Genomic DNA, 18,629 nt, shown 5'->3' with positions numbered 1-18,629 from the left:
ATGCTGGACATGTCAGTCAGGTAAACCGAATCTGGGCGCGATCTTACTCTCGCACGATTCGGGTTGCCATGGGCGCCACAAGCCTCATACGCTCCACGACTCACGCTCGTTGAGCGCCCGCACGTCCGCGTCGGAGATGCGGCGCTGCGCGTCGCCCAGGGCGGTCAGCTCCGCCTCGGTGAGCACCTCGCCGATGTCGCCGAACCCGTCCGGCGCCCGCTCCTCCACCAGCTTCATCGTCGCGTCGGTGGGCAGCGCCCGGTGCCCCAGCACCAGCGCCGACGTCGGCGGGCGCCGCTCCTCCTCGTACGCGAGCAGCCCCCGCTCCGGATCCCCGTACGTCGCCAGGCACCGAGCCAGCACCCGGGCGTCGAGCACGGCCTGCGAGCCCCCGTTCGACCCGATGGGATACATGGGATGGGCCGCGTCACCGAGCAGCGTCACCCGCCCCTCACCCCAGTGCGGCAGCGGATCCCGGTCCACCATCGGATATTCCAGAATCCGGTCGGTGTCCCGCAGCAGCGCCTGAATGTCGGTGAGCGCGTATTTCCACGACGCGAAGTGCGCCGACACCTCGGCCCGGCTGCCCTCCCTGAACCAGTCGGCCTCCGCCACGACGCCCGGCTCGGCCACTTTCACCTCGGCCACCCAGTTGACCAGCCGGGGATTGCGGGGCGAGATGTGATAAGTCACGAACTTTCCGGCGAGGTTGGAGCCGCCGGCCAGCACCGTCGCCCCGTCCAGGATCGGGTCGGCCTCCGTCACCCCGCGCCACATCCTGATCCCGCCCCACCGCAGCGGATCGCCGTCCGGATGCAGCCGCGCCCGCACGGCCGACTGCACCCCGTCGGCGCCGACCAGCACGTCCACCCGCTCCCGCAGCACCCGCCCATCCCGCCGGAGCGTGACGAGCACCCCGTCACCGTCCTGCTCGAAGTCCTCGAACCTGACGCCCGTGCGCACTGGCCCGATCCGCTCCTCCACGGCCGCGAGCAGTATCATCTGCAGCTCGCCCCGGTGCACGCTGTATTGCGGCCACCGGTAGCCGGCCGAGCGCCCGCGCGGCAGCCCCAGGATGAGGTTGCCGTGCCGGTCGGCGAACCTGACGAAGGTCGTCTCCACGCCCAGCTCCGCCAGCGCCTCGCCCAGCCCCAGCTCGGTCAGCTCGCGCACGGCGTGCGGCTGCAGGTTGATGCCCACACCGAGCGGCCGTAACGTGCCGGCGGCCTCCACGACCACGCATTCCAGCCCGGCGGCCCGCAGGCTCAGCGCGGTGCTGAGCCCGCCGATGCCACCTCCCACGATCATCGTTCTCACGATGCCCCCATCGGTCGGCAGGACCAAGAGGGACTCTAACTCACGAGTTCCTGAGCGGCGTGGTGCCAGGCGAGCACGCGGCGCTCGACGACCAGGAACAGCTCGTTGAGCAGATAGCCGAGCACCCCGAGCAGCACGATCCCGGCCCACATGGCGGGCAGGTCGAAGGTCGCGTACGCGTCGGTGAGCTGGAACCCGATGCCGTTCGTGGTGCCGGGCAGCAGCTCCGAGAAGACCATGACGATCAGCGACAGCGACAGGGCCAGCCGCAGCCCGGCGAACATCTTGGGCAGCGCCGAGGGCAGCACCACCCGGAAGATCCGCTCGCCGCGCGACAGCCGGAACACCCGGCTCGTCTGCAGGTGCAGCGGCTCGACCGAGCGGGCTCCGTCGGCGGTGTTGAGCAGCACCGGCCACACGATGCTGAACATGATGAACGCCAGCTGCATCCGCAGCCCGAACCCGAACAGCACCAGGAACACCGTGACCAGCGCGGGCGGCGGGATCGCCCGCAGGAACTGCAGCACCCCGTCGAGATAGTCGTACGCCCGCGCCGACAACCCCAGCGCCAGCCCGAGCACGACCCCGGCCAGCGCGCCTCCCGCGAACCCGAGCGCCATCCGGCCCAGGCTCGGCAGGATGTTGCCGACCGCCGCGTCGGTGAGGACGTAGGGCCCGGAGAACCACATCGCGTGCATGCGGGCCACGATCGTGCTCGGCGGCGGGAAGAACGGGCTGCCCGCCAGCCGGGTGACCGCCTCCCAGACGAGCACCAGCACGACCAGCACCACCGTACGGAAGACGGCCGTCCGCATTCCCCGGCCCCTCACTCCGCCACCCCCAGCCGGGCGTGGTGCCAGCGGAACGCCCGCCGCTCGGCCGCCACCAGCAGCGCGTTCACCAGCACGCCGAACAGCCCGACCCAGAACACCCCGGCCAGGATGTCGGCCATCCGCGCGGGCACCGCGATGCCGGCGAAGAAGAGGAACACGCCGATGCCCTCGCCCCGCCCGGCCACGATCTCGGTGCTCACGGTCAGGATGAGCGCCACCCCGGCGGCCAGCCGGACACCGGTGGCGATGAACGGCGCCGACGACGGCAGGGACACGCGCAGCAGCACCGCCAGGGGGCCGAAGCCGTAGGCGCGCAGCGACTCCTTGGCCAGGGGGTCGACGCCGCGCAGGCCGTACATCGTGTTGTAGAGGATCGGCCACAGCGCCGCGTAGACGACCAGCGTGACGCGGAGCTGCAGTCCCGTGCCGATCACGAGGGCGACCAGCGGGATGAGCGCCACGGACGGGATCGGCCGCAGGAACTCGACGACGGACCGGGTGGCCGCGTCGATGATCGGCACGCTGCCGAGCAGCAGGCCGAGCGGCACCGCGAGCACCGTCGCGAGCCCGAGCCCGATCGCCCAGGCGAGCAGGCTGGTGAGGGCGTGCGCGCGGAAGGCCGGATCGGCCGCCAGCGTGGCCGCCCGCCCGACGATCTCCGTGGCGGGCGGCAGGAACTCGGGGTCGGCCAGCCCGGTCCTGCTCAGGAGCTCGATGAGCGCGGCGAAGGCGAGGGCCCCGGCCGCCCGGCGTGACCAGCGCGTGGCGTGGGACGCCGGGCGGAGGCGGGGCTGGGCGAGTGTGCTCACCCCGAGGTCGTGGGCGACATGAGCGCCTTGACGTCGATCGCCTTGGTGAGCCACTTGGCCTCCAGCATCCAGTCCGCCACCCGCTGGAGGCGGACGGGGTTGTCGTTGCTGGAGAAGTACGGGAACGTCACGGTCGCCGCCGTGGCCGCGTCGATCTGGGTGAAGTTCGGCAGCACCTTGGCCACCGCCTCACGGTTGGTCTCCATGAGCTTGGCCGCGTTGTGGATCGCCCGCTGGAACGCGGCCGACACCTTCGGGTTCTTGTCGTACCAGTCCTGTGTGCTGACGTAGCCGGAGATCGGGAACTCCGCGGCGGGACCCGAGGCCGGGTCGAGGATCTTGCGGGCACCCATCGAGGCCGTGGCCGCCGTCACCATGGGCTCGCCCAGGTAGGCCGCGTCGATCTGGCCGCCCTTCCACGAGGGCATGATGTTCTGGAACGTCACCTGGACGTACTTGATCGTGGCCGGGTCGACGTTGTTGGCCTTGAGCACCTGGGTGAGTGCGAGTTCCTGGAAGTTGTGCAGGACGTTCACGTTGATCGTCTTGCCTTCCAGGTCCTTGGCGGTCTTGATGGGTGAGTTGGGCAGCGCCATGACGCTGAGCGAGTCGGGGGCGGCACGCGAGCCCTCCGCCAGGATGCGCAGCTTGAGCGAGCCCTTGTCGTGGGCCGCGAACATCGACACGTAGTTGCCGAACATGGCGTCGATCTCGCCGTTCAGCAGCATCGGGATGGCCTCGGGCGCGTTCTGGACGACCTGCGGGGTGACCTCCAGGCCCTCCTGCTCGAAGAGCTTCTGGTCGATGGCGACGTACAGGGCGGCACTGTCGATGGCCGGCAGTGTGGCGATCTTGAGCTTCGTCTTCTCCAGACCGCTCACGGACGCGGAGGGCGGGGCGCTCGCGGTCGTCTCGACGCCGGAGGTGCACGCGGCGGCGCCGAGCGTCAGAGCGAATCCGATGATGGCGGCCCGGGCGGAACGGCCAAGCCTCATGTCAGGGACTCCCTTCCGATGGAGCCATGGGGGGACCGGGCGGCTTCTGCTCCCGGGGGGTGTGTGCCTGACGCACAAGTAGGGATCGACCGTAGCACCAAATTGGCGGTCGTTATCGCGAAAATAACACTTACGGTTGCAATGTCGGTTTGCCGCTCTATCGTGAAAATTAAACGACCCGCATGTTTGTCCGGTTTGGGAAAGAAGGTGACTGGCGGGACCTCGGGTGTCAATGTGACGATCATTTCCGCGAGTCCGGAGCCGGCTCGTGGAACGATCTTTCATGGCTACGTTTTACCTGGTAGACGGCATCTTGCCGATTCTGTCGTATTTTCTGGACATCTAGGGATAAACACCTCATCGGGGCACAAGTAGTGGTTGGCCCTTACCCCTGCGTGTGCTCAAATGACGCTTATCTCGAGGTACATATTGCCCCGCGTCCATTCAGCTGCATGACCACCGGGAATTCCCCTCAGGGCGAGAGGTTGCGAAGGCAAGTGAGAACGCAGAGCGCTGAAGCTTCCGCCGACCGCGAGCCGCACGGCCATCAGAAGCGACGGCTGTCCAAAACCTCCTCTAATAGGTTCGGTTTGGGCAACTGGCACGTGAGATCGCGCCTTGTCGCGCTGATCGTCGTTCCCACGGCCGTGGCCGTGGGCCTGGGCGGACTGAGCGTCGTCACCTCGCTCAGCGACGCCAACACCTACCAGACCCTTCGCGAGGTCGCCGAGCTGAGCGAGCAACTCGGGGCCGTCACGCACGAGCTGTCCTTCGAACGCGACCAGACCGCTCTCTACATCGCCCAGGGCCGGCCCGAGAATCGCGAGGCCCAGCTACGCAGCACCTACAGCGGGGTGAACGGCCTCATCGACGAGGCCAAGCAGCGGACGCTCGCGTTGACGGACACCCACGCCGAGGCCGTACGACCGGTGCTGCGGCGTCTGGAGGAGATCCCGACGCTGCGCGACACGGCGGTCAAGGGCAAGATCCAGCCACTGCCGATGATCAGGAAATACTCCGAGATCATCGCGACCCTGCTGCAGTTCCACGACCAGGTAGGCCAGGTGGCGGTGGACGACGAGGTCTCGCGCAGCGCCGGCTCGATGGCCGCCATCTCGCGGGCCAAGGAGCAGGCGTCCAAGCAGCGCGGCGTCCTGGCCAGCGCCCTGGACAAGAAGGGCTTCGACAGCGGGGAGCTGGAGGCCCTCACCGACGCCAAGTCGCGCGAGGAGAGCGAAGAGACGCTGTTCGCCACCCTGGCCAACCTCGACCAACTGGAGCTCTACCGCAACACGGTCGTGGGCCGCGACGTCGACCAGACCGACCTGTTCAGGCTGCGGGCCATGGCGCAGTCGGCGGAGGGCAAGGAGCTGAGCATCGGCGTGCCGCCCGACGGCGACGGCGCCACCTGGTTCGACGTCAGCACCGGCAAGATCGACGCGCTGCGGAGCGTGGAGAAGGACCTGTCCTCCTCCGTCATCCTGCGCGCCCGTGGCCTGGAGGAGGGCGCCAACCGCTCGGCGCTGATCTCCGGCGGCCTCATCCTGCTGCTGCTGATCGTGGTCATCTCGATCATCCTGCTCATCGCCCGCTCGCTCATCAGGCCGCTGCGCAAGCTGCGCCGCGAGGCGCTCGACATCGCCGGGCACCGCCTGCCGGAGACCGTGCAACAGCTCCGCGCGGCCGGCGACGGCACGGTCGGCTCCGTCCTCCCGATCGGCGTGGACACCCACGACGAGATCGGTGAGGTCGCGCGGGCGTTCGACGAGGTGCACCGTGAGGCGGTCCGGCTGGCCGGCGAGGAGGCGCGGCTGCGGAGCAACGTCAACGCGATGTTCGTGAACCTGTCGCGCCGCAGTCAGACGCTGGTGGAGCGGCAGATCACCCTGATCGACGGCCTGGAGCAGGGCGAGCAGGACGAACTGCGGCTCGGCAACCTGTTCAAGCTGGACCACCTGGCCACCCGCATGCGGCGCAACAGCGAGAACCTGCTGGTGCTGGCGGGCCAGGACCCGCCGCGCCGGTGGAGCCAGCCGGTCAAGCTGGTCGACGTGGCGCGGGCCTCGCTGTCGGAGGTCGAGAGCTACGAGCGGGTCGTGCTCCAGGTGCCCGACGGCGTCTCGGTGGCCGGGCAGGCCGTCAACGACGTGATCCACCTGCTCGCCGAGGTGGTGGAGAACGCTCTGTCGTTCTCGCCCCGCGAGACCAGGGTGACCGTGTCGGGCAGCCGGATCGACGGCGGCGGCGTGATGTTGTCGATCACCGACTCCGGCATCGGCATGACGCAGGAGGAGCTGACCCAGGCGAACGAGCGGCTGACGGACGCGCCCAGCGTGGACGTGTCGGTGTCGCGGCGGATGGGCCTGTTCGTGGTCGCCCGTCTGGCGCACCGGCACGGCATCCGGGTGCAGTTGCGCCCGCACGGCTCCGGCGGCCTGACCGCGATGGTGCTGATTCCCGAGAGCATGCTGGGCTCCCAGAACCCCGTCTACACCGGCACGCCGTCGTTCTCCGGCAATCAGCCGCCGGCCTTCGCGGGTGCGGCCAGTGGCGGTTTCGGCAACGAGCCGTACGCGGGACCGCACCCGGCCCCGCCCGTCACCGACTGGCCGCAGCCGACGTCGCAGCTCCATCCGGGACCGATGGGTCAAATGGGCCCCGGTCACCCGTCCTTCCCGTCGAACCCGGAGCTGGGCGGCAACTGGCCGGCCGCGCCCCCGTGGCAGCCCGACCCCACCGCCTGGCCCTCCGAACCGCGTGGCGCTCCCGACAACGCGGGCTGGCCGTCCGAACCGCGTGGCGCTCCTGACAACGCGGGCTGGCCTTCGGAGCCGCGCGGCGCGTCCGACAATTCCGGCTGGCCGCCGGGAGGGCGCGGGGGCCAGGACAACTCCGACGTCTGGGTGCCGCCTCGCGGCCCGGCCTGGAACGGCGACCGCGGCCTGCCCAAACGCCCGGTCCCCGAACCGCCGCCCGGCGGCTGGAACCACGACACCATGCCGCCGCAGCGGCCGGGGTTCGACTTCCCCGAGTCCGAGTCCGGCGCCACCGGCCCCATCCCGGCGGTCCCGCCCGCGTCCGCCGGTGACGACTACCTGCCGATCTTCGCCGCGGTCGAGTCCGCCTGGTTCGGGCGCGACTCCGACGGCGCGAACTGGGGCTCGACCAAGGCGGACGCGGGCTGGAGCGCGGCGGAGGCGGTAGTGGAGCCGGCACGAGACGGTTCGACGGCGGCCGGGCTGCCCAAACGGGTGCCCAAGGCCAATCTGGTGCCGGGTTCGGCGGACACCTCGGCGTCCCCGAAGGGCGTCACACCGATGCCGTCGGTGTCGCCCGACCGGGTCCGCAACCGGCTTTCGAGCTTCCAGCAGGGCTTCCGGGCGGCGCGCGACGACATCACCGAGGGCAGGGCGTTCCCTGCCGGACCCGTTGGTTCCTCGGAGGAGGGCGCATGAACGACCTGAGCCATGCGGCACGCGGAGTCGACTGGCTGATCACCGACTTCGTCAGCACGGTCCCAGGTGTCGCGCACGCGGTGGTGGTCTCGTCCGACGGGCTGCCGCTGGCGGCATCGTCGGGCTTTCCCGCCGACCGGGCGGATCAACTGGCCGCGATCGCGTCGGGCCTGGTGAGCCTGACGCAGGGCGCGGCCAGGGTGTTCGAGGGCGGCGCGGTCAACCAGACGATCGTGGAGATGCAGCGCGGACTGATGTTGATCATGTCGATCAGTGACGGCTCCTGCCTGGCGGTGCTGGCGGCCCCGGATTGTGACATGGGTCTGGTGGCGTACCAGATGACGCTGATGGTCGACCGCGCCGGTCAGGTGCTGACTCCGGCTGTGCGTGCCGAGCTGCGCGCCAGCCAGACCAGGTGATGTACGTGACAGACCCCCGATGGAACAGCAGCGGTTGGGCGCCTCCGCCTCAGCCTCAGTCCCAGTCGCAGCTGAATCCCGACCCAGCCTCGCCCGTCCGCCCGTACGCGGTGACAGGTGGGCGGACGGCGCCCCGGGTCAAGCTGGCGATGGAGGCCCTGGTGTCCTCGGCGACGGCCGAGCATCGGGAGTTCTCGCACATCACGCCGGAGTACCAGGCGATCAGCCAACTGTGCCGGCAGGTCCGGTCCGTGGCAGAGGTGTCGGCCCTGCTGCGGATCCCGCTCGGCGTGGTACGCGTACTGATCGCTGACATGGCCGCCGAGGGTCTGGTCCGCGTGCATCAGCCGCAACTGGACGCCGGCCGGCCGGACGTCAATCTGCTCGAAAGGGTGCTCAGTGGACTTCGCAGGCTCTAGCCCCGGCCTCACCTCGACGAAGATCGTGGTGGCTGGAGGGTTCGGGGTGGGCAAGACGACGTTCGTCGGCGCGGTGTCGGAGATCATGCCGTTGACCACGGAGGCCGTCATGACCGACGCCTCCGCCGGCATCGACGACCTGGGTATGACGCCGCTGAAGTCGACCACGACCGTCGCCATGGACTTCGGCCGGGTCTCTCTCGACCGCGACCTGATCCTGTACCTGTTCGGGACGCCCGGGCAGCACCGGTTCTGGTTCATGTGGGACGACCTGGTGCGCGGCGCCATCGGCGCGGTCGTGCTGGTCGACACGCGCCGTCTTGCCGACAGCTTTCCGGCGATCGACTACTTCGAAGAGGCGCAACTCCCGTTCGTGGTGGGCGTCAACGGGTGGGACGGCCAGTATCCGCACAGCGACATCGAGGTGCGCGACGCGCTGACTCTCGCGCCGCACATCCCCTTGGTACGCCTGGACGCCCGGTCCAAGGACTCCGTCAAGAACGCGCTGATCCACCTGGTCGAGCACGCGCTGACGGTCCGGATGGCCGTGCCGGGGTGGGGCGGGTAGCCCCATCGGCCGCCGGACGCGTTGACGGGCGGGCACTCACTTGATCCAATGGCTCCCGCCGAGTATCGCGAGGAGCCCCATGTTTCGTGGCCGCATCTCATGACCGTGCGCGACCCGGGCACCGGGCGGCCGCAGCCCATGGACGTGCGCAATCCGATCACCGGACGGCCCGACAGGGCACTGGACCCGATTCCGCCCGACCGGCTGGCCGCCGTCGCGGCCGGTCTGCGCGAGAGGGCCCCCGCGTGGCGGCGGGCCGATCGCGGGGCGGTCCTGGCCGCGTTCGGCGCCGCGCTGGCCGACGACGACGATCTGCTCGCCGCGCTGGTGGCCGACACCGGCCGGGTGGGGGAGTCGGTGCTCGAACGGCAGGTCACCGCCGGGCTGATCGCCCGCTGGGTACGCCAGGCGCCCGCCCTCCTCGCCCCGCCGCCCGAACGCCCCGCCGCCCTGCCCGGCGTCTTCGTGGGCGGCGACGCGGTGCCGTACGAGCTGGCCGGGATGATCAGCCCCTGGAACTTCCCGCTCCTGCTCGGTCTCATCGACGCCGTCCCCGCGCTGGCCGCCGGCTGCACCGTGCTGGTCAAGCCGAGCGAGGTGACGCCCCGGTTCATCGAGCCGCTGATGCGGCTGGTCCCCGGCGAGCTGCCGCTGCGGGTCGTCGAAGGCGACGGCGCGACGGGCGCGGCGCTGGTGGGCCTGGTCGACGCCGTGGTCTTCACCGGCAGCGTCGAGACCGGGCGGCTGGTGGCGCGGGCGGCGGCCGACGCGTTCGTGCCGGCGTTCCTGGAGCTCGGCGGCAAGGACCCGGCGATCGTGCTGGCCGGGGCCGACCTCGACCGGGCCACGTCGGCCGTGCTGTGGGGCGGCACCGCCAACGCCGGGCAGTCCTGCCAGTCGATCGAGCGGGTCTATGTGGCGCGCGAGGCGTACGACGAGTTCCTGGCGCTGCTCGTGGACAAGGCCGCCGCCGTCGGGCTGACCTGCGAGGGCGGCCCCATCGGGCCCATCATCGGGCCCGGCCAGGAGGACGTGATCGCCGCCCACCTGGCCGACGCCGTGGCCAAGGGGGCGACCGTGCACACCGGGGGCCGGATCGAGCGGCACGGCGGCGGTCATTGGTGCCGTCCGACCGTCCTGTCCGGGGTCGATCACGGCATGCTGGTCATGACGGAGGAGACGTTCGGCCCGGTGCTGCCGGTCATGGCCGTGGACGGTCCTGACGAGGCGGTCGCCCTGGCCAACGACTCGGCGTACGGGCTGTCGGCCGCCGTCTTCGCCGCCACCGAGGAGGAGGCCATGGAGGTGGCCGCCCGGCTCCAGGCCGGCGCGGTCAGCGTCAACGACGCGGCGCTGACCGCGCTCGTGCACGAGGGCGAGAAGCACTCCTTCCGCCTGTCCGGGCTCGGCGGCTCGCGCATGGGGGCGGCCTCCATCGGCAGGTTCCTGCGCCGCCGGGCCTTCCTGGTCAACCGATCGACCACCGCGGACCCGTGGTGGCACACGACGAAGGAGTAGCGCCGTATGGGACTTCGCGCGGACATGCCGTTGCTGGCCAGGCACGAGGGGGAGTGGGAGGGCGAATACCGGCACCTCGACCGCGACGGCGCCCTGCTCGACCGGCATCGGGTCCACATGACCTGCGCGATCCGCGGCGACGCCTACCACCAGACCAACCGCTACACCTGGGACGACGGGCGTACGGAGGTGCACGAGTTCCCCGGCGTCTACCTCGGGAACGGCCGCTGCGCGTTCGACACCGAGCGGCTCAAGGGCGAGTTCTGGGAGCTGGACGACAGCACCATCTACCTGACCTGGCGCTACAAGGGCCAGGACCTGCGGCTGTTCGAGCTGATCGTGCTGAGCGAGGACGGCGGGTCGCGCAGCCGGGTCTGGCAGTGGCTGAAGGACGGGGTGTGCGTGCGACGCACCCTGATCGACGAGCGGCGCGCCGCGTGACCGCCTTCACGGCGCTGGCCCTGCAGGTGGAGACCAGGGCGGTCAACGCGGCCACCGACCCCCGCACCGAGATCAGGGCCGCCATCGGCCGGATCGGCGAGCAGGTGGGGGCGTCCAAGCAGTGGCTCGGGCCCGACCTGCGCCTGGTGGTGTTGCCCGAATACGTGCTGACCGGCTTCCCCCTCGGCGAGAGCCTGCCCGAGTGGCGCGACAAGGCCGCCCTCGACCCGGCAGGCCCGGAGTACGACGCGCTGGCCGGGATCGCCGTCCGGCACCAGGTGTTCCTGTGCGTGAACGCGTACGAGAGCGACGAGCACTTCCCCGAGCTGTACTTCCAGGCGTCGGTGATCCTGGCCCCCGACGGGCGGGCGGTGCTGCGGTACCGCAGGCTGCACTCGATGTTCTCGCCCAGCCCTTACGACGTGTGGGAGCGCTACCTGGAGGTCTACGGCATCGACGGCGTGCTGCCGGTGGCGCGCACCGAGCTGGGGAACCTCGCGGTGCTCACCTCCGAAGAGATCCTCATGCCGGAGCTGGCCCGCGCGCTGGCCCTGCGCGGCGCGGAGATCTTCTGCCAGCCCACCTCGGAGGCGTCCGCGCCGATCCTGACGCCCAAGGCCATCGCCCGCCGGGCCCGCGCCGTGGAGAACCTGGCCTACGTGGTCTCGGCCAACAGCGGCGGCCTGTCCGGCATCGCGATCCCCGGCGACTCCACCAACGGCGGCTCGGAGCTGATCGACCCCCAGGGGAGGGTGCTCGCGCGGGCCGGCGCGGGCGAGTCGCTCGTCGCCGCCGCCGAACTGGACCTCGACGCGCTGCGCCGCCTGCGGCGCCGGCCCGGCATGGGCAACCTGCTCAGCCGGGTGAAGACCGGGCTGTGGGCGGAGGAGTACGCCAGGCACGACGTCGAGCGGCCCGAGGGCCTGTCCGAAGGAGTGCGTGACCGGTCGTGGTTCAGGACCCGCCAGGCCGAGGCGATCGACCGGCTGCACGGCAAGGGATGATCAGGAGCCGGGCGCCCTGGCGCTGGTGTGCCAGCCGAGCAGGGCGCGCTCGACGGCCAGGAAGGCGGCGTTGAGCGCGATGCCGAGCAGCCCGAGCAGCACGATCACCGCCCACATGGCCGGAATGTCGAACTGGCTCTGCGCCTCCAGCAGGCGGTGCCCGACGCCCTCGCTGCTGCCGACCAGCTCCGAGATGACCATCATGATCAGGGCCAGCGACACGCTCAGCCGCAGCCCCGCGAAGATCTGCGGGGCGGCGGCGGGCAGGATGATCCGCAGCAGCCGCCGGCGGCGGTCCAGCCGGTAGACGGTGCCGGTCTCGATGTACCGGCGGTCCACGTGGCGGGCGCCGTCCATGGAGTTGATCATCACGGGCCAGATGACGCCGTAGACGATGGCGGCCAGCTCCATCGGCGTGCCGATCTTGAACAGCACCAGGAACACCGGCAGCAGTGTCACGGGCGGCACCGAGCGGCCGAAGTGCAGCAGCGGCTCCACCAGGCCCGACAGCCATGACGAACGCCCCAGCGCCACCCCGATCAGCACTCCGGCCACGCACGCCATCGCCCATCCGGCGAACAGTCGGCCCAGGCTGGGCAGCAGGTCGGCGACGGCCTCGCCGGTGAGGATGTAGGGGCCGGAGAACCACATCTCGTACATGCGGGCCACGATCCGGGACGGCGGCGGGAAGTACGCGGCCTGCGCCGAGCGCGTGGCCAGCTCCCAGGCGACGACGGCCACGGGCAGCAACCAGTACCACGCCAACCGGCGGATCACGTGGCGTCTCCCGTACGGGCGTGGTGCCAGCGGAACAGGCGCCGCTCACCCGCCGTGAACAGCAGGTTGGCCGCGAGCCCGATGAACCCGGCCCACGCGCTGGCCGCCAGCATGCGGTCGATCCGGTTGGCGCCCCCGGCCAGCGACAGGAACGCCCCGATCCCGCCGCCGCCCGGGGCCAGCAGCTCCATGCTCACCGCCACGATCAGGGTGACCGACACGGCGATGCGCACGCCGGTGGCGATGAACGGCGCCGCGCTCGGCAGGCTCACCCGCAGCACCACCGCCAGCGGGCCGAAGCCGAAGCTGCGCAGCGTGTCCTTGGCGAGCGGATCGACGTCGCTCAGGCCGTACATCGTGTTGATGAGCAGCGGCCACGCGCAGGTGTAGACGATCAGCGCGACCTTGGCGTCCTGACCGGCCGGGAACAGGAACACCGCCAGCGGGATCAGCGACACCGACGGGATCGGCCGCAGGAACTCCACCACCGGCCGCGTCGAGCGCTCCACGAACGGCACGGTCCCGAACAGCAGCCCGGCGGGGACCGCGACCGCGATCGCGATGGCAAGCCCGGTCACGCAGGCCAGCAGCGTGGCCGCCACGTCGGCACGGAACCCCGCCTCCAGCGGCAGCTCCACCGCCGCGGCCAGCACGCGCGAGGTGTACGGCAGGACGTCCGGGATCAGCCCGATCCGCCCTGCCAGCTCGGCGAGGGCGAGAAAACCCGCCACGCCGAGCACCCCGAGCAGCGGCCTGCGGCCGATCATCCGCTCATCGGCGCGAACAACCGGACCACGTCCACCTTGGCCTTCAGATAGCCGTAGCCGTGCAGCAGGTCGGCCAGCTTCTGCACGCTCGTCCTGTCAGCCCGCATCGAGAACTTCCCGAGCGTCATCGCCGCCGCCGCGTCCGCCGGGATCTGCGTGTACGTCGGCACCACCTCGTCGATCGCCTTCCTGTCCTCGCCCGCGATCTGCTGGGCCTTGGCCAGCGCGCGGTGGAAGGCGGCGGCCGTCTTCGGGTTCGCGGCCAACCACTGCTCGCTGACGCCCCACCCGTCGATCGGCACCCCGGCCGTCACGCCGTCGGTGGTGTCGATGATCTGCGTCGCGCCGCTCTTCTTGGCCGCGGTCAGGAACGGCTCGACCAGCCAGGCCGCGTCGACGTTGCCCGAGGCCAGCGCGTCGAGCTGGTTGGCGAACGGCACCATCACGTAGCGGGCGTCGTCCGGCTTGAGCCCGGCCTCCTGCAGATGGGCGTTGGTGAGCGTCTGCCCGAGCGCCTTCAGCACGTTGACCCCGATGGTCTTGCCCTTGAGGTCGGCGGCCGTCTTGATCGGCGAGCCCTTGGCCACGACGACGCCGGCGACGTTGGGGGCGGCCTCCTGGCTGTGCTGGAACAACTTCAGCTTGGCCGCGCCGGAGTCGTTGATGACCATCAGCGACACGTAGCTCGTCAGGAACGCGTCCATGCTGCCGTTGAGGATCTTCGGCATGACCGCCTGGGGCGCCTGGATGATCTCCGTCTTGACGGTCAGGCCCTCCGCCTTGAACAGGCCGCGCTTCTCCGCGATGAACAGCGGCGCCGACGACGGCACCGGCACGACGCCGACCAGCAGCTCCGTCTTCTCCAGCCCGCCCGCCGACGTGCCGCCGGTCGGCTCCGGCGCGCCTCCTCCACCGCAAGCGCTCAGCATCAGTGCGACCGTCATGCCCGCGATCATGATTCTGGCCGGCTTCATCGCCATCGCCTTTCTCTCAGGAGAGTGGGGATCAACGGCGCCCGGCCTCGATGAGGCTCGCGCCGGAGCCGAGCTCGACGACGCCGGACAGCGCCAGCCCCGCCCGGTCGAGCAGGGCGGCGTACTCGGCCAGGCCGCGCTCGGTGCCGCCGTCGAAGAAGGCCAGCATCCGCAGGTCGATGTCCTTGCCCAGGTGCGGCTCATCGCCGTCGGGCAGCACCATTTCGAGCACCAGGACGCGGCCCGCGGGGTTCATGGCCTCGCGGATGTTGCGCAGGATCGTGACGGCGTCCTCGTCGTCCCAGTTGTGCAGGACGCTGGCCAGCAGGTAGGCGTCACCGCCGGCCGGGACCCCGGAGAAGAAGTCGCCCGCGACGACCTCGGCCCGGCCGGTCAGCCCTTCGGCGGCCAGCGTCCGCCTGGCGCCCTCGGTCACGTGTTCCAGGTCGAACAGGATGCCGCGCATGTGCGGGTTGGCGCGCAGGACCGTGGCCAGGATGTGGCCCTGGCCGCCGGCCACGTCGACCAGGGTCGTGGTGGTGGTGAAGTCGTGGCGGGTGACCAGGCCCTCGGTGATCGGCACGGCCCGGTTGCTCATGTAGTCGTTGAACATGCCGCTCAGTGCGGGGTTCGCGGCCAGATGGTCGTACAGATGTCCGTAGCGTTTGACGAACGCCGAGCCGCCGTCGCGGACCGTGGCGGGGAGCATGCCCATGGCGTACCAGAAGCCCTCCTCGCCGAGCATGCGGATCGACGAGCGCACGGAGTCGGGCGCGTCCGAGCGCAGCGCCGCCCCCTTCTCGGTCAGCTCGTACGCCTCCGCCTCTCTGACCAGCCCCATCGCGGCCAGCTCGCGCAGCACCCGGCGCAGCGAGGGCGCGTGCGCCCCGCACCGCGACGCCAGCTCGCCCAGGTCGAGCGGCTCATGCGCGAGGTGGTCGGCCAGGCCCAGTTCGGCCATGGTGAGCAGGGCCGCGAAACGGGAGATGTCGCCTACGGCTCCCCAGAGGAGCTCAGCGGAATCCGGCATATGTCCTTCCAGGGAATCACCTGCGGGACGAGCACACGGCAAGCGTGATCGTAGCCCACAGGCCGTCGCCATCGAAGGGTGCGGTGATCATTATGACCCTTTGCCCGTTGCGCTCCTTTCATGGCAGGCTCAGCTCGAACTCATCTGATCATCGGACCCACCGCGAGGAGCCTGATGAAGTCCAAGGAGTACATGGCCGGCCTGTTCGACCGCGCGGCAGGCACGTACGAGCGCGTCGGTGTGCCCTTCTTCGGCCCTGTCGCCGCCGAGCTGGTCCGCCGGGCCGCGCCCGCGCCGGGCGAGCACGTGCTGGACGCCGGTTGCGGGACCGGCGCCTCGCTCGTCCCCGCGGCCCAGGCCGTCGGACCCACCGGCCGGGTCGTCGGGCTGGACCTCGCGCCGGGCATGGTGATGGCCGCCGCCGCCGAGATCGAGCGCCACGGCCTGGGCCAGGCGACGGTCCTGCTGGGCGACGCGGAGCGGGCCGAGGAGCTGCTGCCGGGTGAGCGGTTCGACGTCGTGCTGGCCGGGATGATGCTGTACTTCCTGCCCGACCCGGCGGCCGCCGTCAGGTCCATGGCCGGGCTGCTGCGGCCCGGCGGCCGGCTGGCGGCCAGTCTGCTGGTCAGGTCGAGCCCGGCCGAGGCCGAGCTGCTCGGGTTGGTGGGGCGGGCGCTGGAGCCGTACGCGTCGGACGCGGGCAGCGCCCCGTTCCAGCACACGCTCGGCGGGCCCGAGGAGCTGACCCGGCTGCTCGAAGAGGGCGGTCTGCGCGAGGCCGGCTGCGCCGACGTGGTGTTCGAGGTGACCGTCGAGGCGGGTCAGGTGTGGGACTGGCTCTGGTCGGCGGCCCGCAGGGCGGCGCTGGAGACCATCCCCGAACCATTGCGGCCCGAGGCCAGGGCGGCTCTGGAGGCGTCGCTACCCCAGGAGCCCTTCGTTCTGGAGCGCACCGTACGCTACGCCACAGGCCGGTTGTAAGAGAGACAAGAGGGACATGAGCGCCACGAACGACCCCCTGCTCGACGCCGTACGCGGCGGCGTGACGACCTACGACCTGGGCAGGCCGCTTTATGCGGGCATGCCGCAGTCGCCGAACCATCCGGCCTACACGCACACCCTGCCGCGCCGGCACGGCGACAAGGTCCGTCCCGACGGGGGGTCGGCCGCCAACGACCTGATCTTCATGGGCACCCATGTCGGCACGCACATCGACGCGCTGGCCCACGTGTCCCACGACGGCCGGCTGCACGGCGGCGCCGACGCGGCCGAAGCCTGCGAGGGCGGGGTCTATCCCGAGCTCGGCGTGCACACGATCGCGCCGATCGTCCGCCGCGGTGTGCTGCTCGACGTGCCCGCCACGCTCGGCGTGGAGTGCTGCGCGCCGGCCTACGAGATCACCCCGGCCGACCTCGACGCGACCGTGCGGCGGCAGGGCGTCGAGCCCGAGCCGGGAGACGTCATCCTGGTCCGCAGCGGCTGGGGCCGCCACTTCGCCGACCCCGACCGCGAGGTCTACATCGGCGGCGCGTCGGGCGTACCGGGGGTGGGGGAGGCCGGCGCCCGATGGCTGGCCGGGCGCGCCCCGCACGCGGCGGGCGCCGACACCATCGCCTTCGAGTGCCTGGCCCCAGGTCAGGGGCACAGCGTGCTGCCCGCGCACCGGGTGCTGCTGGTGGAGTCGGGCATCTACCTCATCGAGGCGATGGACCTGGACGGACTCGCCGCCGCGGGCGTCCACGAGTTCACCTTCGTTCTGTCGCCGCTGCCGCTCTTCGGCGCGACCGGCTCTCCCGTACGGCCGCTGGCGCTGGTGTCCCATGGCTGAGCGCACCCTCGGCCGTGAGCTGGCCGACTTCGCGGTGGACACCTCCTACGACACGCTGCCGGCCGCGGTCGTCGACAGCGTGCGCAAGCGGGTGCTCGACGTGATCGGCCTCTGCGTGGCCGCGCACCGGTTGCCGACCAGCGCGAGCATCCTGGACTACGTCCTCGACCAGGGCGGCCGCCCGCAGGCGCACATCGTCGGCGGTGGCGCGCCCGTGCCCGCCGCGCTGGCCGCGCTGGCCAACGGCGTGCTCGCCCACTCCCTCGACTACGACGACACCCACCTGCCCTCGGTGCTGCACCCGAGCGCCCCGGTCATCCCGGCCGCGCTCGCCGCCGCCGAGCTCGCCGGCGCCTCAGGGCGCGACACGATCCGCGCGATCGCGGTCGGGCTGGAGGTCTGCGTACGGCTGGGCATGGCCGGCTACGACTCCGAGGCCGGCAACTCGATCTTCTTCGAGCACGGCCAGCACGCCACCTCGATCTGCGGCACCATGGGCGGCGCCGTCGCGGCGGCCCTGCTGCTCGGCGAGTCCGGCGACGGCGTGCTCGACGTGCTCGGCCTGGCCGCCTCCACGGCCGCGGGCATCATCGAGGGCAACCGCACGGGCGGCACGGTCAAGCGGCTGCACTGCGGATGGGCCGCGCACTCGGCGGTGACGGCGGCCGACCTGGTCAGGCGCGGTTTCACCGGGCCGCCGACCGTGCTGGAGGGCCGGTTCGGCTTCTTCGAGGCGTTCCTGCACGGCCGCTACGCCGCTGACGAGATCACCAGGAACCTCGGCACGGAGTGGGCCGTGCCCGGGATCTTCTTCAAGCCCTACCCCGCCAACCACTTCACCCACGCGGCCATCGACGCCGCGATGGGGCTGCGCGAGCAGGGCCTGGACCCCGCCCGTGTCGAGAGTTTGACGCTGGGCGTCCCCACTCCGGTCATCCGGACCATCGGGCAGCCGATCGAGGCCAAGCGCGCACCGGAGACGGGGTATCAGGCCCAGTTCAGCGGGCCGTACGCGGTGGTGGCCGGGCTGCTCGGCGGCGGCGGGCTGGGTGTGGGGCTGGGCGACTTCACCGACGACCTGGCCCGCGACCCCGTTCGGCGCGAGCTGATGGCCAAGGTGGACGTGGTGCCCGACGACCGGGCGACGGAGATCTTCCCGCACCAGTTCCCCGCCGTGCTGCGGGCCCGCGACCTCGACGGCCGCGAGTGGACGCAGGAGGTGCTCGCCAACCGGGGCGGTCCGGCGCGGCCGCTGTCGGCGGCGGAACTGGCGCTGAAGTTCCGCGACAACACGGCCGGCCGGCTCTCGGACGCCACCGCCGACGCGGTGACCGACCGGGTGGCCCGGCTGGACGAGCTGGCCGGCCTGGGCGAACTGCTCCGCCTGGTCGCGACCTTCGACTGAAGACCCAGCCGCTGAAGACCCAGCCGCTGAGGGCCCAGCGGCTGAAGGCCCGGCGGCTGAGGGCCCGGCG

The 18,629-nt window shown here is 71.2% G+C and carries 18 protein-coding genes; 10 read left to right on the top strand and 8 right to left on the bottom strand.

Translation table 11 applies throughout. From position 1 onward, the window contains the following. Nucleotides 1-84 precede the first annotated feature (84 nt). The 4 genes from C4V41_RS11630 to C4V41_RS11615 are packed head-to-tail and all read right to left on the bottom strand — an operon-like array spanning nt 85 to nt 3,954. Nucleotides 85-1,308: a flavin-dependent oxidoreductase gene (locus C4V41_RS11630; RefSeq protein ID WP_103956511.1), complete on the bottom strand. Its 1,224-nt coding sequence runs from the start codon at nt 1,306-1,308 to the stop codon at nt 85-87. Between the two features lie 44 nt (nt 1,309-1,352). Continuing rightward, nucleotides 1,353-2,132, bottom strand: a complete 780-nt coding sequence (locus tag C4V41_RS11625) for an ABC transporter permease (RefSeq protein ID WP_103955841.1) — start codon at nt 2,130-2,132, stop codon at nt 1,353-1,355. An 11-nt stretch (nt 2,133-2,143) separates the two neighbouring features. After that, nucleotides 2,144-2,959, bottom strand: a complete 816-nt coding sequence (locus C4V41_RS11620; RefSeq protein WP_103955840.1) for an ABC transporter permease — start codon at nt 2,957-2,959, stop codon at nt 2,144-2,146. Then, nucleotides 2,956-3,954: an ABC transporter substrate-binding protein gene (locus tag C4V41_RS11615; protein ID WP_160150251.1), complete on the bottom strand. Its 999-nt coding sequence runs from the start codon at nt 3,952-3,954 to the stop codon at nt 2,956-2,958. The genes C4V41_RS11620 and C4V41_RS11615 overlap by 4 nt, the downstream gene beginning before the upstream one ends. Nucleotides 3,955-4,559: 605 nt before the next feature. On the opposite strand from C4V41_RS11615, the gene C4V41_RS11610 reads away from it, so the two are divergent. Genes C4V41_RS11610 through C4V41_RS11580 form a run of 7 tightly spaced genes read left to right on the top strand, consistent with a single transcriptional unit; the run spans nt 4,560 to nt 11,778 of the window. Continuing rightward, entirely contained in the window at nt 4,560-7,409 is a 2,850-nt protein-coding gene (locus C4V41_RS11610; protein WP_160150250.1) for a sensor histidine kinase, read from the top strand. Beyond that, nucleotides 7,406-7,828, top strand: a complete 423-nt coding sequence (locus C4V41_RS11605; RefSeq protein ID WP_020546542.1) for a roadblock/LC7 domain-containing protein — start codon at nt 7,406-7,408, stop codon at nt 7,826-7,828. Before C4V41_RS11610 ends, C4V41_RS11605 begins: the two co-directional genes overlap by 4 nt. After that, nucleotides 7,828-8,247 (top strand): DUF742 domain-containing protein, encoded by a 420-nt coding sequence (locus tag C4V41_RS11600; protein ID WP_235030141.1) that lies wholly within the window; start codon nt 7,828-7,830, stop codon nt 8,245-8,247. Before C4V41_RS11605 ends, C4V41_RS11600 begins: the two co-directional genes overlap by 1 nt. Beyond that, nucleotides 8,228-8,815: a GTP-binding protein gene (locus C4V41_RS11595; RefSeq protein WP_103955837.1), complete on the top strand. Its 588-nt coding sequence runs from the start codon at nt 8,228-8,230 to the stop codon at nt 8,813-8,815. The genes C4V41_RS11600 and C4V41_RS11595 overlap by 20 nt, the downstream gene beginning before the upstream one ends. 48 nt (nt 8,816-8,863) lie before the next feature. Beyond that, nucleotides 8,864-10,333, top strand: a complete 1,470-nt coding sequence (locus tag C4V41_RS11590) for an aldehyde dehydrogenase family protein (protein ID WP_200823912.1) — start codon at nt 8,864-8,866, stop codon at nt 10,331-10,333. Nucleotides 10,334-10,339: 6 nt separating this feature from the next. Next, nucleotides 10,340-10,774: a hypothetical protein gene (locus C4V41_RS11585; protein ID WP_200823911.1), complete on the top strand. Its 435-nt coding sequence runs from the start codon at nt 10,340-10,342 to the stop codon at nt 10,772-10,774. After that, entirely contained in the window at nt 10,771-11,778 is a 1,008-nt protein-coding gene (locus C4V41_RS11580; RefSeq protein WP_103955834.1) for a nitrilase-related carbon-nitrogen hydrolase, read from the top strand. The genes C4V41_RS11585 and C4V41_RS11580 overlap by 4 nt, the downstream gene beginning before the upstream one ends. On the opposite strand, the gene C4V41_RS11575 is transcribed toward C4V41_RS11580, so the two are convergent. The 4 genes from C4V41_RS11575 to C4V41_RS11560 form a co-directional block, all read right to left on the bottom strand. Then, complete coding sequence (locus C4V41_RS11575) at nt 11,779-12,555, bottom strand: ABC transporter permease (protein WP_235030063.1); 777 nt, start codon at nt 12,553-12,555, stop codon at nt 11,779-11,781. After that, entirely contained in the window at nt 12,552-13,322 is a 771-nt protein-coding gene (locus tag C4V41_RS11570; RefSeq protein ID WP_103955833.1) for an ABC transporter permease, read from the bottom strand. Before C4V41_RS11570 ends, C4V41_RS11575 begins: the two co-directional genes overlap by 4 nt. After that, nucleotides 13,319-14,266, bottom strand: coding sequence for an ABC transporter substrate-binding protein (locus C4V41_RS11565; protein ID WP_160150249.1), 948 nt, complete (start codon nt 14,264-14,266; stop codon nt 13,319-13,321). Before C4V41_RS11565 ends, C4V41_RS11570 begins: the two co-directional genes overlap by 4 nt. A 61-nt stretch (nt 14,267-14,327) precedes the next feature. Further along, nucleotides 14,328-15,326: a methyltransferase gene (locus tag C4V41_RS11560; protein WP_103955831.1), complete on the bottom strand. Its 999-nt coding sequence runs from the start codon at nt 15,324-15,326 to the stop codon at nt 14,328-14,330. 174 nt (nt 15,327-15,500) lie between these two features. On the opposite strand from C4V41_RS11560, the gene C4V41_RS11555 reads away from it, so the two are divergent. The 3 genes from C4V41_RS11555 to C4V41_RS11545 are packed head-to-tail and all read left to right on the top strand — an operon-like array spanning nt 15,501 to nt 18,559. Beyond that, the gene (locus C4V41_RS11555) at nt 15,501-16,307 is read left to right on the top strand and encodes a class I SAM-dependent methyltransferase (protein WP_160150248.1); all 807 of its coding nucleotides are present in this window, start codon (nt 15,501-15,503) and stop codon (nt 16,305-16,307) included. Nucleotides 16,308-16,323: 16 nt separating this feature from the next. After that, nucleotides 16,324-17,154, top strand: coding sequence for a cyclase family protein (locus C4V41_RS11550; RefSeq protein WP_103955829.1), 831 nt, complete (start codon nt 16,324-16,326; stop codon nt 17,152-17,154). Then, entirely contained in the window at nt 17,147-18,559 is a 1,413-nt protein-coding gene (locus C4V41_RS11545) for an MmgE/PrpD family protein (RefSeq protein ID WP_103955828.1), read from the top strand. The genes C4V41_RS11550 and C4V41_RS11545 overlap by 8 nt, the downstream gene beginning before the upstream one ends. Nucleotides 18,560-18,629: the final 70 nt, after the last annotated feature.

Source organism: Nonomuraea solani (genome assembly GCF_900108335.1).
Taxonomy (GTDB): Bacteria; Actinomycetota; Actinomycetes; order Streptosporangiales; family Streptosporangiaceae; genus Nonomuraea; species Nonomuraea solani.
This window is presented reverse-complemented; position numbering and strand designations above follow the sequence as displayed.